12 protein-coding genes and 1 pseudogene are annotated in these 15,906 nt (G+C 71.1%); 9 read left to right on the forward strand and 4 right to left on the reverse strand.

Annotated features, from left to right (window positions below; all coding sequences use genetic code 11):
• The first annotated feature begins 646 nt into the window (after positions 1–646).
• On the forward strand, positions 647–1,162 hold the full coding sequence (locus ACF08M_RS29375; RefSeq protein WP_392188278.1) for a hypothetical protein: 516 nt from the start codon (positions 647–649) through the stop codon (positions 1,160–1,162).
• A 148-nt stretch (positions 1,163–1,310) separates the two neighbouring features.
• Positions 1,311–2,534, forward strand: a complete 1,224-nt coding sequence (locus ACF08M_RS29380) for an IS110 family transposase (RefSeq protein WP_392188279.1) — start codon at positions 1,311–1,313, stop codon at positions 2,532–2,534.
• A 58-nt stretch (positions 2,535–2,592) separates the two neighbouring features.
• Here ACF08M_RS29380 and ACF08M_RS29385 read toward each other — a convergent pair whose 3' ends face one another.
• Both ACF08M_RS29385 and ACF08M_RS29390 read right to left on the reverse strand, forming a co-directional pair.
• The gene (locus ACF08M_RS29385; RefSeq protein WP_392188291.1) at positions 2,593–3,492 is read right to left on the reverse strand and encodes a DUF4573 domain-containing protein; all 900 of its coding nucleotides are present in this window, start codon (positions 3,490–3,492) and stop codon (positions 2,593–2,595) included.
• A pseudogene (locus tag ACF08M_RS29390) lies at positions 3,384–3,788 on the reverse strand (hypothetical protein); the annotation flags it as partial. The gene ACF08M_RS29385 and the pseudogene ACF08M_RS29390, both read right to left, overlap by 109 nt.
• On the opposite strand from ACF08M_RS29390, the gene ACF08M_RS29395 reads away from it, so the two are divergent.
• Positions 3,757–6,762 (forward strand): BTAD domain-containing putative transcriptional regulator, encoded by a 3,006-nt coding sequence (locus ACF08M_RS29395; protein WP_392188280.1) that lies wholly within the window; start codon positions 3,757–3,759, stop codon positions 6,760–6,762. The pseudogene ACF08M_RS29390 and the gene ACF08M_RS29395 sit on opposite strands and share 32 nt — an antisense overlap.
• A gap of 1,275 nt (positions 6,763–8,037) precedes the next feature.
• Here the strand turns inward: ACF08M_RS29395 and ACF08M_RS29400 are convergent.
• On the reverse strand, positions 8,038–9,591 hold the full coding sequence (locus tag ACF08M_RS29400; protein ID WP_392188281.1) for a hypothetical protein: 1,554 nt from the start codon (positions 9,589–9,591) through the stop codon (positions 8,038–8,040).
• A 469-nt stretch (positions 9,592–10,060) separates the two neighbouring features.
• Between ACF08M_RS29400 and ACF08M_RS29405 the strand changes: the two genes are divergently transcribed.
• The gene (locus ACF08M_RS29405; protein ID WP_392188282.1) at positions 10,061–10,603 is read left to right on the forward strand and encodes a DUF4232 domain-containing protein; all 543 of its coding nucleotides are present in this window, start codon (positions 10,061–10,063) and stop codon (positions 10,601–10,603) included.
• A gap of 590 nt (positions 10,604–11,193) precedes the next feature.
• On the opposite strand, the gene ACF08M_RS29410 is transcribed toward ACF08M_RS29405, so the two are convergent.
• The gene (locus tag ACF08M_RS29410) at positions 11,194–11,433 is read right to left on the reverse strand and encodes a hypothetical protein (RefSeq protein ID WP_392188283.1); all 240 of its coding nucleotides are present in this window, start codon (positions 11,431–11,433) and stop codon (positions 11,194–11,196) included.
• 73 nt (positions 11,434–11,506) lie between these two features.
• On the opposite strand from ACF08M_RS29410, the gene ACF08M_RS29415 reads away from it, so the two are divergent.
• From ACF08M_RS29415 to ACF08M_RS29435, 5 genes are all read left to right on the forward strand, one after another.
• Positions 11,507–12,508, forward strand: a complete 1,002-nt coding sequence (locus tag ACF08M_RS29415; RefSeq protein ID WP_392188284.1) for an abortive infection protein — start codon at positions 11,507–11,509, stop codon at positions 12,506–12,508.
• Between the two features lie 157 nt (positions 12,509–12,665).
• On the forward strand, positions 12,666–13,229 hold the full coding sequence (locus ACF08M_RS29420) for a GNAT family N-acetyltransferase (RefSeq protein WP_392188285.1): 564 nt from the start codon (positions 12,666–12,668) through the stop codon (positions 13,227–13,229).
• 190 nt (positions 13,230–13,419) lie between these two features.
• A complete protein-coding gene (locus ACF08M_RS29425) occupies positions 13,420–14,130 on the forward strand; it encodes a hypothetical protein (RefSeq protein ID WP_392188286.1) in 711 nt (236 codons plus the stop codon).
• A gap of 209 nt (positions 14,131–14,339) precedes the next feature.
• Entirely contained in the window at positions 14,340–15,356 is a 1,017-nt protein-coding gene (locus ACF08M_RS29430) for a tyrosine-type recombinase/integrase (RefSeq protein WP_392188287.1), read from the forward strand.
• Positions 15,353–15,906, forward strand: a 554-nt coding sequence (locus tag ACF08M_RS29435) for a DUF6262 family protein (RefSeq protein ID WP_392188288.1), incomplete at its 3' end; no start/stop codon positions are given. The genes ACF08M_RS29430 and ACF08M_RS29435, both read left to right, overlap by 4 nt.

Below are 15,906 nucleotides of genomic sequence, written 5' to 3' on the forward strand. Positions count from 1 at the left end.
CAGCGACGCGAGCGGTGAGCGCCGGCCTTCTCCACCGCGCGCGGCATGAGGGTGCCGGCGGCGAGCAGCTCCGCCAGGTCCTCCCGCCGGCAGATGTCCGAGGCATGCCCGGGGCGGAGCAGTGTTTTGGCGGGGTTCGCGCTCGGCTCGGTGAACAGAGCGCGGCCGAGGAGGCACCGGACGACGAACGCGGTCATGGCCGCCTTCCCGCCTGGCTGGACGGGCGTGCCGAGGACTCCGGCGATCCGGTCCGCCGCCGGGCCGCCGGAGACCGGCGGACAGGGGAGCGCGGCTGCGCGAGGTCCACGTTCCGGCTGCCGCCGGACGCGGACGACAAGACGATGCGTCCGGCCCGGTCCCGGCCGGACGCGATCGGGCACACCGACCACGAGAAGCGGCTGTGGCGCCGGGGCTGCCCGCCGGCCGGGAGGCAGGGCCTGCCGCCACTCGCGTTCGTGTTCGCGGACACCACCTCCGTGAAGGCCGCCGGCACCGTCGCCGTGCCGGAAGAGACCGGCCCCCGCTACCGGCCCCCGCTACCGGGCGTCGCGCCGGGCACCCGCCACCGGGGGATCACCGCCCGGACCTACGCCAGGCCGTGCCCGTCCCCGTGCCCGTCCCCGTCCCCGTTCCCGTTCCCGTCCCCGTGCCCGTGCCCGTCACCGCCCTGGAGCAGCTCCAGAAGCACGGCGCGGGCGCGGTGGTGCGGCGGCGGTTGGGCCGCGAGGGCGAGCAGTGGCTGACAGCCGCGCTCGACAACCTCGATAGCGACGTCCTCTGCCGCCGCCAGACCGATCGCGCCGACGCGGAGGAGGAACGGTGCCGGGCCGCGGAGCCGGAGGCGCGGCGGGCGTGCTCACGGTGCGGGGCGAAGCTCACCGACCAGCGCTGGGAGGAGACCGCCACGCGGGGCTATGCGTGGCGGGCCGGTGATCCGTCCGCGTGCGGGAGCTGCCACGCCGACGACGTCGCCCGGGACGAAGCCGCCGCTGCAGCCGCCCGCCGCCAGGCAGCCGCGCCCCCGGAGGCAGAGCCCGCCCCGTTGCCTTTTTCGTGGCCCCGCAATGGGGCGCCTGGCCCCCGGGTCCGGTATGGCTGTGTGCCCCCTGTCGAAGTCGATGACCTGGGGGGTGTTGCCGCCGGGCTTCGGGGCACCGCTTGACCGCTGATGAGGGGCCTGACGACCGCCTGGTCCGGCGCAATGCCGGACCGCTTTGCGGGTGGGGATGTCTGCGTAACGTGGTTGCCGGCGTGTGGTGCCGCAGGGACGGCCGGGAGTTGAGGCGACGAGAGGCGAGGGGCACGCGCACATGGTCGACACGACCGCGACAGATCTCTTCCTCGGCCTGGACCTGGGCAAGCAGTTCCACCACGCCCACGGCCGGACCGAGGACGGCAGAACCGTGCATGACAAGCGGCTGCCCAACACCGAGCCGAAACTGCTGGAGCTGTTCACCAAGCTGGTGGCGAAGTTCGGCACCGTTCTGGTCATCGTGGACCAGGTTGCCAACATCGACGCGCTGCCGTTGACGGTGGCCCGCGCGGCGGGCTGCCGGGTCGCCTACCTGCCCGGGTTGTCGATGCGGCGGGCCGCCGACCTGCACCCGGGCGAGGCCAAGACCGATGCCCGCGACGCGTTCGTGATCGCCGAGACCGCCCGATCCATGCCGCACACCCTGCGCGCGGTGGACCGCGACGACGAGGTGCTGGCCGAGCTGACGATGCTCACCGGCTACGACAACGACCTGGCCGGCGAGGTCAACCGCACCACCAACCGGCTGCGCGGCCTGCTCTCCCAGATCCATCCCTCCCTGGAGCGCGTGCTCGGCCCGCGCCTGGCCTACCCCTACGTTCAGGCCCTTCTGGCCAGGCACGGCTCCCCGGCCAGGCTGAAGAAGCTCGGCCGCACGCGGTGCGAGGCTCTGCTGAAGGCACACGGCTCGCGCAAGGCCCACCACCTCACCACCGAGATCTATGACGCGCTCGCCGAGCAGACCCTGGTTGTTCCCGGCACCGAGGCGTCCGCGCTGATCGTGCCTGGCCTGGCCGCCCAGCTCGCCGCCGCCCATACCCAGCGTCAGGCCACCGAGCAGGAGATCGCCGCCCTGCTGGAGGCTCTCCCTCTTTTCCACCTCCTGACGTCCCTGCCCGGTCTGGGCGTCAGGACCACGGCCGCGGTGATCGTCGCGATCGGTGACGGCACCGGCTTCCCCACTGCCGGACACCTTGCCTCCTATGCCGGACTCGCCCCGGCCACGAAGTCCTCGGGCACCTCGATCCGCGGTGAGCACGCGCCGCACCGCGGCAACCGGCTTCTCAAACGTGCCTTGTTCCAGGCCGCGTTCGCCGCGATCGGCTGCAGGAGTGACCCGTCCTCCCGGATCTACTACGACCGCCAACGCGCACGCGGCAAGACCCATACCCAGGCCATCCTCCGCCTGGCCCGGCAACGCGTGAACGTCATCCACGCGATGATCCGCACCGACACTCTCTACGAACCACGCACCCCCGACGACATCGGCCTCGCCGCTTGAGACCCCCACCACCCCTACCTTCCAGGCCCCATCACACCCGCGCACCGGCACGGCCACTTCAGCCCTGCCGGCCCCCGCGCTGCCCATCAGGCACCCGATCCGCCGGGAACGTCCCGCGAAGCGGGACGTTCCCGGAAACCATGACCAACCCCCATGAACCAGCCCTGGCAGGGTTGACGAAACAGATAGGGGCACCCCCGGGGCCGGCGAGCCTCGTCGCGGCCTGTTCCGCCGGAGGGACCGACGAGGGCAAGCCGAAGGCACCCCCGGGCAAGCTCTCCGCCGTGGCGGTTCGCCCAGGGCGGCCGGCCCCTACCACACCAGGGCGGCGGCCACGGTCTCGAGGACGGCACGCTGCTGCGGGCCGATGGGCACGCCGGCCCGGCGCAGCGAGCCCAGCCCGGCGCCTTCGGCGCACAGCCCGCACAGCCCGCACAGCCCGCACAGCCCGCACAGCCCGCACAGCCCGCACAGCCCGCACAGCCCGGACAGCTCGCACAGCCGGCACAGCCGGCACGGCCCGCTCAGCCCGCACAGCTCGCACAGCCCGAACAGTCGGCACAGCCCGCACAGCCCGCACGGCCCGCACAGCCCGCACAGCCCGAACGGCCCGCACAGCCCGAACGGCCCGAACGGCCCGAACAGCCCGCACAGCCCGAACGGCCCGAACAGCCCGCACGGCCCGAACAGTCGGCACGGCCCGCACGGCCCGAACAGTCGGCACGGCCCGCACGGCCCGCACGGCCGGCACGGCCCGAACGGCCCGCTCAGCCCGAACAGCCGAACGGCCCGAACAGCCCGCACACCGGTATCGGACCGGCACCGATGAGAGAGCCCGGGGCCGAGGAACCGCTCGAGGACCAGACCACGCGGGATCGGGCCGAGGCCGGTGATGCCCCTGGCACAGGCGACGATCGAGCCAGTGATGGAACCACGACCCCTCCCACCCCGGCACCACCGCCCGCCGGGCCGGGTTCGCCAGGACCTCCTGGACCGACTGCCTCGCAGCCCGCGCCGCAGACGTGCGCCAGGCAGCATCCGCCGCGCCCCCACACCTGCCGTTTTCGGTACAGGCCCACTTTCCTGAAGCCCCGGGGACGTGCCGCTCACGGCCCAGGGGCCGGCATCGGCAAACTTCGGAAAAGCTTGAATCCGCCTAGGACCACGGGCCGGTGGCGCCCAGAGTGTGGCATGAAGACGACCGGGTGACGCAGGGGGTGTGATGACCACGCGCTTCGCAATCCTGGGGACCATCGAGGTACGGCGGAACGGGGTCCCCGTCGACGTGGGGCACGGGATGCAGCGCCGAGTGCTGGCGGCGCTGCTCGTCGACGCGGACCGGGCGGTGCCGGCCGACGCGCTCGTGGACCGGGTATGGGGGGCGGCCGAGCCGGCGTACGGCCGCCGGAAACTGTACGGATACGTCTCCCGGCTGCGGCGCGTACTGGCGGCCGACGGCACGGCCATCACACGGGAACAGAGCGGCGGCTACCGGCTGGCGGTCGAGCCCTCGGCGGTGGACGCACACCACTTCCGCGATCTGTCGGGCCGGGCCCGGAAGGCGGACAGCGACGGGCAGGCGGAGGCTCTGTGGCGGGAAGCCCTGGCACTGTGGCGGGGCAGCGCGTTCGCCGGGGTGGAAACCCCATGGTTCAACGCGCAGCGCCACCTCCTCGACGGCGAGCGGCTGGCCGCCCAGCTGGAGCTGGCAGATGTGCGGCTGCGCCTGGCGCAGCACGACGCGATGGTGAGCGAACTGGCCGCCCGGGCCCAGGCGTATCCGCTCGACGAACGGGTGACCGGGCAACTGATCCTGGCCCTGTACCGGTGCGGACGGCAGGCCGAAGCACTGCAGGTGTACGAACGCGCTCGGCGGCGGCTCGCCGACGAGCTGGGCGTCGACCCCGGCGCGGCGTTGCAGCGGCTGTACGAACGGATCCTCACCGGCGACCCGGAGCCGGCCGCGCCCCGCCCCGCTGCACCGCCCGCCACCACGAAGCCGGCCGGCAGGAGCGGCACGGCGGTGAACCCGCCGATGGCACGCCAGCTCGTACCCCGGCTCCTCCCGGCGGACCTGTCACTCTTCGTCGGCCGCAAGGACGAGGCGGACCAGGCCCGCCGGCTGCTCGGCGAAGAACGGCCCGGCCCGGTGATGCTGCTGGTCACCGGCCCCGCCGGAGTAGGCAAGACCGCCTTTGCCGTACACACGGGGCACCTGCTCGCCTCCCGCTTCCCGGACGGTCAGCTCCATGCGGACCTGCGGGGCTTCGGCGACGAGCCGGCCGACCCGTTCACGGTCCTGGGCACCTTCCTGCGCGCGCTCGGCATCCCGGGCGGTACTGTGCCCGCAGAGCTGACCGACCGCGTCCATCTCTACCGCACCCTGCTGGCAGGGCAGCAGGTCCTCGTCGTCCTGGACAACGCCGCCAGCGCCCAGCAGGTCAGTCACCTCCTGCCAAGCGGCGTGCGCTGCGCCACCATCATCACCAGCCGGACGACCATGGCGGAACTGTGCGGCCGCCGGCTCCCCCTGGGCATACTGGCCCCCGCGACGGGGCTCGACCTGCTGCGCGGGATGCTGGGCCGGGACCGGACCGACGCGGAGTTGGGGGCGGCCCGCTCCATCGTGGAAACCTGCGGCGGCCTTCCCCTGGCGGTATGGGTCGCCGGTGCACGGCTGGCCGCCCGACCGCACTGGCCCCTGGCCAAGGTGGCACGCGCCCTCGCCGACGAGCAGCGCAAGCTCGACGAGTTGGCCGTCGGCCACATCGCCGTACGGGCCAGCCTCGAACTGACCTACCAGCAGATGGCCGCGGCTACACAGCACGCCCTGCGGATGATCGCCCTGCTGCCCGGACCGGGCTTCGGCGCCTGGGCGCTGGCCGCGCTGCTGGACGCGGACCTGCCCCGGGCGGAGGCCGTCCTCGACGACCTGGTCGAAGTACACCTGGTGGAGATCGGTTCAACGAACGCCACCTCAATCCGCTACCAACTGCACGACCTGGTACGGATGTTCGGCAGGGAGCGAGCGGAGCAGGACGTCCCGGAACAGGAACGTACCGCCGCGCTCACCCGGTTGCTCGGGGCGAGCCTGCACCTCGCCGACCTCGCCGCCAACACCCTCAGCGTCGACTTCCAAGGCATCTCACAGCTGGACCTGGCCTCCTGGCGGCTGGCCGCGGCCGATCAGCTGCTCACCGATCCGCTGGCCTGGTTCAACGACGAACGCCAGTTCCTCATCAACGTGGCAGAGCAGGCGCTGGACGCAAGGGAAGGCGTCGCTCCCGCCGCCGGGCTGGCCACCGCCCTCACGACCCTCTTCCAGGTCGGCAGCCACTTCGACGACTGGGAGAGGCTCCAGAACCGGGCGCTCAAGGCGGCCCTGAGCAACAGCGACCGGCACAGCGCCGCGAAGGTCCACCGTTGCCTCGGCGAACTCACCACCATCCTCGACCGCTATCCGGAAGCACTGAACCACTTCGAGCAGGCCCTGCTGCTCGCCGAGGGCCAGGGGCCCACGTACCGGGCCGGCGCCACGGCCGGCCTGGCCTATGTGCACCGGCTCCTGGGCCAGTACTCCTTTGCCGTGCTCCATTTCGAAGAGGCCGCCGAACTCGCCGAATCGGCAGGAAACGTCAACTGCCTCGTCTACGCGACCAACGGCCTCGGCGTCATCGACCTCGAACAGGGACGCATTGAGGCCGCCGTCGCGCGGTTCACGAAGTGCCTCCAGGTCAGCCGGGTCGCGGGCTACCGGCCGGGGGAGGCCCAAGCCCTGCGATGCCTGGGCCAGAGCCATCGCGCACTCGGCACCTACCCGGCCGCCGCCGACGCCTACCGGAAAGCCGCCGCGATCAGCGAGGACCTCGGCGACCGCCTCAGCGCCACACACGCCACCTGCTGGCTCGGAGACATCCTGGTCCGGCAGGGCGAGCACGGGGAAGGACGCCGCCTGCTGGCCCGGAGCCTGTGGACCTACCGGGAATTCGGCAACCTCTGGGGCGAGGCGGCGACACTGTATGCGCTCGCCGGGGCACAACTCGCAGTGGGCCGCTCGGTACCCGCCCGCAGGCGCGCCGAAGCCGCCGTCAGGCTCTGGAGGCAGATCGGCTCCAGCAGGTGGCTGGCCGTCGGCCTCGACACCCTGGCCGAGGCACACGCCCTGGCCGGCGATCACACGGCCGCGGCTCGTGCCCGCGAGGAGGCCGAAGAGGTACGGACGGCTTGAGCCGGCCACCCCGCCCAGGACCCGATCACGCTGATCCGGACAACCGGCTTCGCTATCCGATGCCCTCTCGCACCGCTGACAACAGACCCTCTTGCCGGCGGTGCCGGGCAAGGCCCCACCCGGTCCACGCCCGGTCCACGCACCAGTTCTTGCAGCACGTCCGTGTCCAGGACCGGCCCTTGTGACCAGCCCACGCGGGGCTGAGCCGGGCTGATCCGTTCAGGTGCGCGGCCGGGTCCGTGGGGGAGCGGGCGCGCAAGGCGATCACCGGTGACTGGACTGCTGGCTGTGGACGCGGTGTGAGCTGCGGGTCTGTCACGTACCAGACCCGGTGACCAGTTGCAGCCGCCCTCCTGTGAGCGCTGGTCACTCGTCATCGGGGAGCACGGCGCGCAGGTCTGCGGCGCAGCTTTCCAGCCCGGCCACCGGCGCGGGGTCTGCCACCGGCGCGTCCTGACCGAACGCCTCCGCGAAGTCCCTGACGACAGCACCGGCTCCTTGCGCACCGAACTGCTCCCGCTCTTGGACGCCCCGTGGCAGATCCGCCGGCCCCTGTCACGCTTGGACTTGGGCCAGCAGGCCCCACGCCCAGTGCAGCCTTCGGGCCCTGGCCCGCAGCGAGGTCCCGCTCACCCACGGCGGCCTGAGCCCGCTCACCCCTGGCGATCGGTTGCCCACCTGCGCGACCTGCTCATCCAAGCCGGGATCCGGCCACCGGCCGACCGGCAGATGCCGCTGTTTCAGCGACACCCCCGGCGAGAGACTGCCGGAGCTGCGGGGGTGTCCGCTGCAGGCGTCGAGGCGCAGGGCGAGGGACGTGCCCGAGCCGGTCAGTGAGGCGATACCGAAGGGGCGCGCGCACAGATCCGCAGAGGTGCCCAGTTGCTCCAGGATGCGGCTTCCAGCCGTGCCTGCACCGGTGAGGCCACGGGTGCCGGGTGGCTGGTTCGAAGGCCGGCGCGGCGGGGCTGCCCACTGCACTCGGCCCAGTGGCGGAGTTTGCGGGACTCCCACGAAGAGCGGTCGCCCACGACCGTGCCTCCCTGACGTGCCCCGTCCCGGTCCCGGCACGCCAACGAACACTGACGAGCTGCTGAGGGTGATCCCGTTGGTGCAGGGCCGGTGCAATGCCACGCTCCTTGCGTTCCAGCACGCCGGACCGGGACGGCGTGCTGGAACGCGGCCCGCCTCCCGCCATGCCCGCCCATCAGCCGGCGGACCTGCGGGCCAGGGCGGACGACACCGTCACGGGTTCACCCGCACGGATGACGTACCTCAAGTCCCGGCCGGGCCCGGCTGGGTGAGGGGGCAGGTGAGAGGGAGGACCCGCTCGGTCAGCCGGCCGGTGAGACGGGTGGTGGTGAGGGCGGGCTCGGTGAGCCAGTCCGCGGCGGCCAGCTGGTCGGCCCAAGGAGCCAGTTCGCCGGGGCCGACGGCGCACCAGGAGGCGAGGTGGTCCAGGCCGGCGCCCTGGCCGCCGGGGCCCAGCCGTCCGTCAGGGGAGCTGTGGGCGGCCAGGACCAGGGCGAGCAGCCGGGGACCGGCGCCTGCTCTGGTCTTGCGGAGCTTCTTGTCCGAGACGACCTTCTGGGCCCACCCGGAGAGCTTGGGCCGCAGTTTCCTGCCGAACGTGAACGGTCCCGGCTTGTCCTTGTCAGGAACCAAGGAGGGGACGGTGATGGGGGTGGGGTTCTCGGGCCGGGAAGCGAGCAGGTCACCGGGGGTCCCGGGAAGGCGCAGCCAGCCGGAGCCGGCCAGCTGCGCGACCAGGTCTTCCGGCTCGCTCAGGCCCAGCCCGGTGAGGTCCTGGCCGACGAGGTTGCCCGTGCCGGTGTGCGCGGTGCGCAGCGTCAGCATCACCACCAGCAGGCGCGCCTGCGGACCGGGCAGCGGCGCGGTGTCGGTGACGTGGGCCAGGACGGACCGGGCGTGGTCCCACTGGGCGGGGCCGGTGAGCAGGCGGGTCACGGCCGGATCGTTGCTGCTCGTGGTCTGGCCGGTGCGCTGCTGGTGCTGGAGTCGGGCGGCGGTGGCGGCCTGCTCGGCACGTTGGGCCTCCAGCCGCAGGCGGGTGTCGCCGGTGGCCTCGGCCCAGGCCGCGAACGCGCCGGCCTTGCGGGTGTGCAGGTCGGCCAGGAGCGCCAGGTCGGGCTGGTCGCGCTGCTGGTAGGTGCGGAAGAGGTCGCCGAGTTCGATGAGTTCGTCCCGCAGGGTGATGGGCCGCAGATGGTGCGGGATGACGCGCTGGGCGATCTTCGCCTGCGGTGGGCGGCGCCGCACGGGTGCACAGCGGGGAGCCGGCACCCCCGTCCCGGCCGCGACCTGGTGGTCGGAGAACTGCGGCGTGCCCGCGCCTGCGCCCGCCGCAGCGGGGGCCGGGCGTTCGCAGGGCTGGGGCCCGGGGGCCTGGGAGATGGCCGCGGTCCTGGCCCCGGGTGTGGCGGCCGCGCACCGCGAGCAGCACTCCAGCGCCTGCCACCAGCGTCCTTCCCGGTCGGTGACCACGGCCAGGACGACCGGTCCGCCGCACCGCCAGGGTTCGGCACGCGCATTGCGGCCGGTGTCGGGCAGATGGGCGTGGCAGCCCTCGGCCCTGCACGCGCAGTACGCCCCGGGCTTGGGGGCGGGGGCGGCACGCAGGTGGGCCTTGAGGTGGGCGACCGCGGTTGCCCGGCCGGCGGCCGCAGAGGGAAGACGCTGCTCGGCGCAGGCGGGGCGGCTGCACGAGACGCGCACCGCCGCACTGCCCCGGCCGGCGGCGTCCAGACGCACTGTCCACCGGCGTCCCGGCACCCGCTCGTCCAGCTCGCTCCCCGCAGCCTGCGTCATCCCGCTCTTCCTCCCGTTCCGTGCCCTTGACTGCCGCCCGCTGTCTGCCGTGGCACGCGGCGGCGGGCCCCAGCGTATGCGGTACGGAGGGCGCAGACCGGTGAACTCGCCCTGCAGCGTGCGGCGGACTCGCAGCCTCGCGGGGTGTCGTCAACGGGCGGCGAACCAAGTGCCCTGCAGCCCGGCGTGAAACCCAGGCCGGGTACGGACGTCGCACGCTGCCACCGGCCCCGCCGCGCTGGACCGGACGCCGACCGAGGTCGCCGGGCGTTGCGGTGTCCTTCCCACGACGCTGCAACGGCCCGCACCGCATGAGTTCTCGCAACCCGGCCACAGCAGGGAGCCCGGCTGCCGGAAAAAAGGTTCTCCGGCACATCGAACCTCCCCCGGGCATTGCACATCTTCAGGTGCACAGGAGCGCACTGACCATCGCGCGCCGATTCGTATGCGAAAGGGGAACCGAAACTCCATGAAGAGCAAGCTGACCGCCGTGGCCCTTGCGGCCGTCGTCGTCGCCGGTACCGCCGCTGCCGCCATCCCGGCCTCGGCCGCCCCCGCCAAGGCCGAGCCGGCCCGCTGCCACACCGCCGACCTGAAGGCCGGCTTCGCCATGGGGGATGACGCGAAGCCGGAGATGGAGCAGACCGAGAAGCAGACCCAGGCGTACATCTGGTTCACCAACCGGAGCACGCGCACCTGCACCCTGTCCGGCTTCGCCGGTGTCGACATGACCGGCGCTCAGAACACCGACGGGACCTGGTCGCTGGCGCGCTCCTCCAAGAAGCCCGAAAAGATGATCCTGAAGCAGGGCGACACGGTGGACTTCAGCATCAGCCTGCTCCCGGTGGCCAGGTCCACGCCGCAGAAGGAGAAGTTCGTTCCGGTGAAGTTCCTGGTCACCCCGCCGAACGAGACGCAGCACTTCACCCTGAAGTGGCCCTTTGGCGGCCAGATCCTCAAGCAGGACGGTGCCACCCACCCGGCCACCTACCTCAACCCGGTCGGGCTGTAACCAACCGGACAGCCTCCGAGCTTCCCCTTTCGCCGCCGCTGGTGGCCACCGCAGGACTCCCCAAATGAGCTGAAGCCCCCGGGTGGTGCGGTGGCCACGCCGCATCCGCAGTGCACCCGGGAGCGGATGCCGCTCACCTCGCCTGTGGCCGGGAAACCGCGGTACCGAGAGCAGGATCCACAGGGCGAGAAGCAGCCCACACCCCCAGCAGCTCGCCGACGCCGACGACGGCGCCCGCTCCTGGTGGCAGTACGCGGCCAAAGCCGGCGACGAAAGCGGCCTCCTGCTGCCTGCACCTTCACCCTCTCTCACTCGGCGAGACCGACCCGGACACCGGCCTTCCCCCGCCCGGGCCCGGCTCTGCCGAACGGATCAGTGTGCTGCTCGCTGCCGCGTCCGGCATCAACCGCGGCGCGCGGACGACGCAGAACCGTGCAGCAGCGCAACCGCCACCGCTTCAAAGCCGCCAAGGCCACCGCACGGACGAGGACGGTAATGAGCACAGCCGCCCGGAGAAGGAGACCGACGAGGCGGTGCGAGGGCGCAGACGGCCACAGACCCTTCCCCGGCTTGCAGGGCCCTGGAATCACTCATCCGGCCTCCAAGGTGAAGCCGGGCATGGCCTGCATCATCGCCAGTGCGACCAGCTCGGCGCCGACGGGCTTGGGGGCGATCCCCACGGCCGGCCGCCAGGGCACGAGATGCGAAGACGCCGTCAGCACGTCGTCCCCCACGGCCGGCCGCCAGGGCGCGAGATGCGAAGACGCCGTCAGCACGTCGCCGGTCTTCACACGGAGTGCGGTCGCAAGGGTGTCCAACTCTGCCTTCACACACCGACGTCAAACGCCCTCGCCCCATGCGCGCAGCCAGTCCCTCGGGAGCCGACCGGCCTAAGCTCCGGTCATGCGAGAGGAAACGACAGGTCTGGTCCAAAAAGGCATCAACTACGACACCGGCACCAACTACGCTGAAAGCGGCTTGTCACGCGAGCAAGTGCCCAGCGGCCTGATCCGCCGGCACATGGCGGTCATCCGCAACGACCTGAACTGCACCTCGGTCAACCTCTTCGGCACCGACATCAGGCGGCTGACCGAGACCGCCGGTGCCGCCCTGGACCTGGGGTTGCACGTCAGCCTGCAGCCCCGGCTCATAGAAGCCGAGCCGGACGCGATGCTGCAACACCTCGCGGCAGCCGCCACGGCCGCCGAAGAACTGCGAAAGCGGCACGGCCAGGTCACCCTCAATGCCGGCTGCGAGCTGACAGTCTTCGGCTCCGGAATCATCCCCGGCGGCACTCACACGGACCGGTCCGCCAAGCTGGCCGACCCGCAGTGGTGGCCGCGTCTGCCGCAGTTCAACCAGGAGCTGAACGACCTGCTCGCACGCGCTCGTGATGTGGCCCGGACGCACTTCGGCGGCCACCTGACCTACGGAGCAGGCCTGTGGGAGGAGGTGGACTGGGACGGCTTCGACATGGTGGGGCTGAATTACTACCGGATGGCCTACAACGACGCCGACTACGCCACCAACCTCCGGCGATTCCATCAACACGGCAAGCCCATAGTGATCACCGAGTTCGGCTGCTGCTCCTTTGACGGCGCCGCCGAGATGGGCCCGGCCGGATACGGCATCATCGACTGGACCGCCAATCCCCCCAAACTGGCAGGCACATTCACCCGCAATGAGCAGGTGCAGGCGGACTACCTGTCACAACAACTGGAACTCTTCGCAGCCGAGAGGGTCTACGGGGCGTACGTGTTCGAGTTCATCGCGCCGAAGCCGCACTCACCCGACCCGCGCTACGACTTGGACATGGCCGGCTTCGGCATGGTCAGGGCGACCGGGGACGGCTGGGAGCCGAAGGCCGCGTTCCACGAACTGGCCAGGCTCTACGGCTCCCACTGAACCCGCAGCCACCTCGCTGCGAAAGGCAGGCACCCCCGGCAGCACACTTGCCCCTTGGAACAGATCATCCAGCAGCATGGGGCAGTAACGGCGTGCCTGCAACCGAAACTGGAGCGCGGGGCCTCGGCCGGGCCCTGTGCTGGCTACGCTGCCGGCCATGATCAGCGACATGACCCCTGAGCCCGCCATCCTTGACGCCGTGGAGCTGACTTCCGATCCGGAGCTGGAGGTCCGGTTCGCGGAGTCGGCCCACCAGATCCTGGCGGATCTGGTCAGTGGAGGTGCCGCCCTGGGCTGGGTCGAACCACCCTCGCGGGATGAGGTGGCCGAACTTCTCGGCCACGTCGTCTTTGCCGTGCAGGCCGGTGAAGCGGCCCTGCGCGCCGCTTACCTCGACCGTCGGCTTGTCGGGCTCGGGTACTGGCTCCGCTACGCCCGACCGACCCATCGGCCGCACGCCGACCTGGAGAAGATCGCGGTAGAGGCTACTGCCCATGGCCGTGGCGTCGGCCGGGCACTGACCGCTGCCCTGATCGCTGACGCCCAGGAAGCCGGGGTCGAGGTCCTCACCCTGGACGCCCGTGGCGACAACACCAACGCCCTGCGCCTCTACCGGTCGCTGGGCTTCACCCAGTACGGCCGCCTGCCCGGCTTCGTCGCCGTCGGCGAACGCCGCTACGACAAGGTCTTCTACATGCTCGACTTCCGCCGGCAAGGCTGACCACTGCCACGCACCAAGACCTGCCGGCGTGCCACGGCCTGGACGTACCCGGCGAGTTCGGGCGCGGCCGTGGCGAGGATGGCGCCGAACTGGTCTGTTGACTGCACTATCGAAGGGCGTGAATCGACTCGGCGGTGATTCCCCGTCGAAGATCGCTGCATGTTTGTAAACGAAGCATCCGCACCGGGACGTGATGGATGGGCGGGTTCGGCTGCCGCAGATCGGGGCGGTGCTTGCTGGTGACAGCCCGTCGCTTCCGTGGGTTGTGGTGGATGGTGCGCGTCAGGAGACCGTGCCGGTCAGCGACTACTTGCTGGACCGGATGCTCGGTGATGTGAGCCCGCTGACCTGCCGGAGCCATGCGTATGACCTGCCCCGCTGGTACCGGGCGCCGTGGGCAGTGGATGTGGGGTGGGAGCGGGCTACCGAGTCGGAGACGGCTGTCCCGGTGGGCTGGCTGCGATCGGCCCGGAACCCGCAGCGGGAGCGTAAACGCGGTGCATACCAGCCCGGTACGGTGAATGCGATCATGGGAAAGCCGGCGCTGCGATCTGGGTACGCGCCTGCCAGCATCGCGCACAAACTGTCGGTGCTGCACGGCTTCTACGCGTTTCACCTGCATTATGGCCGGGGTCCGGTAGCCAATCCGGTCCCTGCGAATCCTGCCCGCCGTGCCGCGCTCGCGCACCGGTCGCCGGTCGAGGAACGAGTCCGGTATCGGCGCGGCCGGATGCGGCCGAAGATCCCGGCTCGTCAGCCGCGAGCGATTCCCGACGATCAGTGGAACGCACTGTTCCAGCAGATGCGCTGTACCCGTGACCGGGCCCTGCTGGCGTGCTCCATCTCCTCCGCCTGCCGTGCATCGGAACTGCTGGGTGTACAGCTCGGCGACACCGAGTGACAAAAAGGCCAGCTTTGGGTGATTTCCAAGGGCACCCGAGCACGCGAGCCCGTCCCGCTGTCGCCGGAGGCACTGGCGTATCTGGCTGCCTATCTTGACGAGAACCGGGCGTCGGCGTCCCTTCCCCGACGATGTCGCCCGCGCCCTCGCCCACCCCGACAACCTGGCCCGCCTGGCGACCGGCGACCCGGGCGACAGAGGCCTGCGGGATGCCTTGGGAGATGCTCGTCTTCACCGGCCGGCGTTGCAAGGAAGTCCTCAACGCCCGCTTGAAATGCATCAGCCGCCACAACGGAGTCCCGCTGTTCTGGCACGACCAGACGAAGGTCGGCAACCTCGACGCCGCGATCCGCATCCCCGAACGCCTCTACCAGACCATCGAGCGACGGCAGGCCACCACGATCGCAAGGTTCGTCCAGCGGCAGGGACGCGAGCCGACCGCCGAGGAGAGGTCGCAGATCGCGCTCTTCCCTCGTCTGACCGCCAACCGCGGGTGCCTGAAGGGCGTGAGCTACGGATGGTTCCACCGCCTCTTCCGCACATGGGTGACCACCCTCGACATCGGACACTCCGTCCCGCACCGGACGCGGCACACCCTGGCCACCCAACTCCTGCGCAACGGCGCGGACCTCACGCACGTCAAGCGCTACCTCGGCCAGGTCTCCGAGCGGATGGCAGAGCACTACGTCCATCTCGCCCACACCGACCCCCGCCTCGACGACGCGCTCAACGCCATCTGGGTCGCCGGTCCGGGCGCTGCGGAACCGGGGACGTTGCTGACCACCGGCGAGCCGATGACCAGGGAAGAAGCCGAAGCCATGCTGGTCGATCTCACCCGCAGGTCGACACCGGCCGAAGGAGGTTTCTGCACCTTCCAGCCCGTCGTCGACGGCAACGCCTGCCCCTGGAAACTCAACTGCCACAACTGCGACAAGTTCGTCATGACCGGCGCCGACCTCGTCTACTGGCACCGCAAGCGGGAACAGTGGCGGATGCTTGCCGAGCGGGCCCCGGACAGCACAACCGCCGATTACCTGCACGAGATCTTCGAGCCCACCGCTCGGGCGATCACCGGCTTGGAAAGAGCGCTGGAAGCCGTCGGCCTCCTCGAGGAAGCCCTCGCACTCGACCTACGGCGGCCCCAGGACTACTTCGGCCGTGTCTGGAGCACCGCCTTCCGGGCCCAAGAACTTGCCCGCGAAGACAACACCGGGGAGGCAGCATGAGCTCCGGGCCTGAATCCACCAGGGCCGCCATCGCGGCCCGCAGGCAGCAGACCCAGGACAAGCTCGCCCAGGTCGAGAAGGCCACCGGTCAGCTCCGCCGCGAACGCCGACGTCTGACGGCCCGGGCCGTCGCTGAACGAGCCGGGGTGTCCGCCACGTTCCTCTACGAGAACACAGACGCTCGCGCCCTCGTGAAGTCCGCTGTCGCCGACAGTCGCAGTCGGCATGACCGACTCGGGCAGGAACAGCACGACCGGATCGAGGCGTCCTGGCGGGAGCGGGCCCTGAACGCAGAGTCCGAGCTGACCCGCACCCAGAAGGAGGTCTTCGCCCAGCGGCAGCGGATCGGCGAACTCATGGGCCAGCTCCGTGACTTCGACCAGATGGTCCCCGGCGAGTTGGTCCAGCAGCTGTCCACCGAGAACACCACCCTCAAACACCGCGTCCACCAGCTTACCCAGGAGCACCGCAGGCTCCAGGAGCGGCTCGAAGGCGCCCGTTCCAACCTCCGATTCGCCGAGAAACGCATCGCCGACCTCGAAGCCCAACT

This window comes from Streptomyces sp. NPDC015032 (assembly GCF_043080425.1).
Taxonomy (GTDB): domain Bacteria; phylum Actinomycetota; class Actinomycetes; order Streptomycetales; family Streptomycetaceae; genus Streptomyces.